Raw genomic sequence first — 3,412 nt, forward strand, 5'->3', positions numbered from 1 at the left:
GCGCGCCGAGCAGCTCATCAGCGGCAGCACCATGATGGTCGCCAGCCGGTCCTTGGGGCTCTCGATGGTGCGGGTGGACATGATGCCCGGCACCGCGCACGCGTAGCCCGAGAGCATGGGGATGAAGCTGCGCCCGTGCAGCCCCACGCCGCGCATGAAGCGGTCCATGATGAAGGCCGCGCGCGCCATGTACCCCGTGTCTTCCAGGATGCCGATGAACAGGAAGAGGATGGTGATCTGCGGCAGGAACACGAGCACCGAGCCCACGCCCGCGATCACGCCGTCCACCAGCAGGCTGCGCAGGTCGCCCGGCGGCAGCATGCCGCCCACCGCGCCGCCGATCCAGCCGAACAGCGTCTCGACCACGCCGATGAGCGGCTCGGCCCAGGTGAAGATGGACTGGAACACGACCGCCATCAGCACCACGAAGAGGATAGGCCCCCACACGCGGTGCAGCGCCACGGCGTCGATCCGGTCCGTCAGCGTCTTCCCCCGCTCGCCCTCGCGCACGACGGTTCGGTCGATGACGTCCACGATCCAGCCGTAGCGCGCCTCGGCCTCCATGCTGCGCGGCGAGTGCCCGGCGGCCTCCACCGCCTGCCGCGCGCGCTCCACCGTGGCCTCCAGGCCGGGGATGCCGCCAAGGTGCCCGCCTGCGCTGGACACGGCGAGCAGGCGCAGCGACTCCATGGCCGCCGCGCCCGCACCCAGCCCCGCATCCACCAGCTTCTGTTCGACCGGCCGCAGCGCGTCCACCACCTCGCGCGGCAGCTCGAACTGGCGCTGCGCGGGGGGAAGGTCCGCGGCCTGGGCGACGGCGCGCTTGAGCACGTCCAGCCCCTCGCCGCGCGTGGCGACGGTGGCGACCACGGGCGCGCCCAGCTCCAGCGTGAGCTCCACCACGTCGATGCGCATGCCGGCCGCGATGGCGGCGTCCACCTGGTTCAGCGCGACCACGGTGGGGATGCCCAGCTCCAGCACCTGGCTGGCCAGGAAGAGGTTGCGCTCCAGGTTCTGCGCGTCGACCACCACGACCACCACGTCGGGCGCGGGCGCCTCGGCGGTGCGGCCCAGGAGGACGGCGAGCGCGATCTCCTCGTCCGGCGAGGCGGCGGAGAGCGAGTAGGTGCCGGGGAGGTCGAGCACGGCCACCGGGCGGCCGTCGGCGTCGCGGTAGCGGCCTTCCACGCGCTCCACGGTGACGCCGGAGTAGTTGCCCACTCGCTGGCGCATGCCCGTGAGGGCGTTGAAGAGCGTGCTCTTCCCCGTGTTCGGGTTGCCGATGAGCGCCACATGCAGGACACCCCCGCCGCGCGCGTTCTGCGCCAGCGAGGGTGTGCCGGATGCGGGCAGGGTTCCTGGCACCGCTACGTCCATCATTCCACCGTGATGTGCTCCGCCTCGGAACGGCGGAGCGTCAGCATGAATCCGCGGACCTTGACCTCGATGGGGTCGCCCAGCGGGGCCCGGCGAACCACCTCCACCGCCGTCCCGCGGATGAGGCCCATGTCCATGAGCCGCTTCACCGCCTCGCCGTCACCCTCCATCCGCGTGACGCGGCCCCGGTCGCCGGGGGCCATGTCGGCCAGCTTGCGCACCGTCAGCCGGCCAGCGGGAGCACCTTGATGGAGGAGGCGAGCGACGCGCCCAGCGCCAGCTTCGAGCCCTTCACCTCCAGCAGCATGCCGTTGCGCGAGTCCAGCACCTTCACGCACGCGCCTTCGAACAGCCCCAGGTGGCGCAGCCGGTGGGCCTCGCCGCCCTCGCACTCCATGCGGAGCACGGCGGCCTGGCACCCCGTGGCGCACGCGGCCAGCGGGCACTCGGCGCAGCGCCGGGCGACCGCCTTCTCCGTCTTCCTGAGTCCGAGGAGCCGCTTCAGCATCCCGCGTCCGTTTCCTGCAGCCGGTGAACGAAGCTGAGAATCAATTTCAACGAGCGAAAGATACAAACGTCGCCACGCGCACGCAAGGACGCCGTGCGTCTCCTTGCCGGGGCCGCGGGCGCGGGATACGATCCACCCCCGGGCGGCTCTTCCGTCCTGTTTCGACCGGCCGTTCCGCCGCTTCGCCGTCCATCTCCCGTGCCCTCGTCTTCGCCGTCTTGAGCCTCCCCGTCGTACAGCCGTCCGCGCCATCCGTTGGGGCCTACACGCCGCCGCTGCGGCTCACGGGCACGGTCGTCTCGCAGTTCTTCCGCTTCCGGTGCGACCGGCAGCTGCGGTACGATCTGGTGCCGGAGCGCGACCGGGGCGGCGACGTGCCGCGCACGAACCTCGATCCGTCGGCCGGCCCCGTCGTCGGCTCGCGGCCGGGGATGGGGCTGCTCACGCAGGCGGGGCGGCGCTGGGAGCGGAAAAAGCTGCGCGAGCTGGAGCGGCGCTTCGGGCCCGATGCGATTCTGGGGCGCGGATACGATGAGCTGGGCAATCCCAACCGGCTGCCGTACGAGGACGTGGTCGACGCGCTCAGACAGCCGGGCGGGTGGAAGTTCCTCGTGCAGCCCGAGCTTCGGGTGCCAGACGCGGCTCGGTTCGCGGAGCGGTACGGGTTCGATGCGGCGCGCATCGACCTGGCGCCCGCGCAGCCGGACCTCATCCGCATCCGGCGGACGCGGAGCGGGCGAATCTCTCTCGGTGTCATCGACATCAAGTGGAGCAGGGAAGGGAGCCTGCCGCACTTCGCGCAGGTGGCGTTCTACACGCTGCTGCTGGAGGAGATCTGCCGGCAGGAGGAGATCGACGTCCGCGTGGATGCGCGGAGCGGGTGGATTTGGTCGCGCGGCTCGCGCGGGCCCAAGCGCTTCGAGCTGGCCGCCTACCGCCACCACGTGCGCGAGTTCCTGCGGACCGACCTGCCGCGGGTCTCCGGCTGCGCGCCCGCGGACTGTGCGTGGCACCTGACGGCGCAGTCCAGCGGCTGCCGCTACTTCCACCACTGCCGCGCGGAAGCGGAGGCGGCAGACGACCTGGCGCGCATCCCCGGCCTCACGCCGCTGGCGAAGCAGGTCCTGCGCGGGCGGAAGATTCGCAGCGTCAAGGAGCTGGCGACGGCGGGCACGTTCCGGAAGGACGTCTACACCGGCTGCCACGCGCTGGAGGCAAACGAGCCCGCGCTGAAGCAGCGGGCGCAGGCGCTCCGCTTCGGCAAGGTGTTCGACGTCGAGGGCCGGACGCAGCTCATGGGCGCAGGCGAGGGAACACGCATCCTGCTCTCGGCAGAGGGCGATCCCGTGACCGGGCTCTGCTTTGCGCTGGGGGTGCGGGTCGAGACGAATGGCGGGCGCGCGAAGGACGCGGCGGACGTCTTCCTCGCGCGCGCGGGAACGCCCGCGGGCGAGCGGGAGATGCTGCGCGGATTCCTAGAGCGTGTTGGCGACGTCGTGGGCCAAGTGGAGCGTGTGGCGGCGGAAG

Annotated in this window: 4 protein-coding genes; 1 reads left to right on the forward strand and 3 read right to left on the reverse strand. The window is 71.8% G+C overall.

The genetic code is table 11. The annotated features are described in order from the left end of the window. The 3 genes from feoB to VFE05_03970 form a co-directional block, all read right to left on the reverse strand. On the reverse strand, positions 1 to 1,365 hold a 1,365-nt coding region (gene feoB, locus VFE05_03960), incomplete at its 3' end, for a ferrous iron transport protein B (protein ID HET6229209.1). An 11-nt stretch (positions 1,366 to 1,376) separates the two neighbouring features. Continuing rightward, positions 1,377 to 1,598, reverse strand: coding sequence for a FeoA family protein (locus VFE05_03965; protein ID HET6229210.1), 222 nt, complete (start codon positions 1,596 to 1,598; stop codon positions 1,377 to 1,379). Between the two features lie 2 nt (positions 1,599 to 1,600). Continuing rightward, positions 1,601 to 1,885, reverse strand: a complete 285-nt coding sequence (locus VFE05_03970; GenBank protein ID HET6229211.1) for a FeoA family protein — start codon at positions 1,883 to 1,885, stop codon at positions 1,601 to 1,603. A 218-nt stretch (positions 1,886 to 2,103) separates the two neighbouring features. Here VFE05_03970 and VFE05_03975 point away from each other — a divergent pair. Beyond that, the coding region (locus VFE05_03975) for a hypothetical protein (GenBank protein ID HET6229212.1) at positions 2,104 to 3,412 on the forward strand (1,309 nt) is incomplete at its 3' end.

This window comes from Longimicrobiaceae bacterium (genome assembly GCA_035696245.1).
Lineage (GTDB): Bacteria > Gemmatimonadota > Gemmatimonadetes > Longimicrobiales > Longimicrobiaceae > DASRQW01.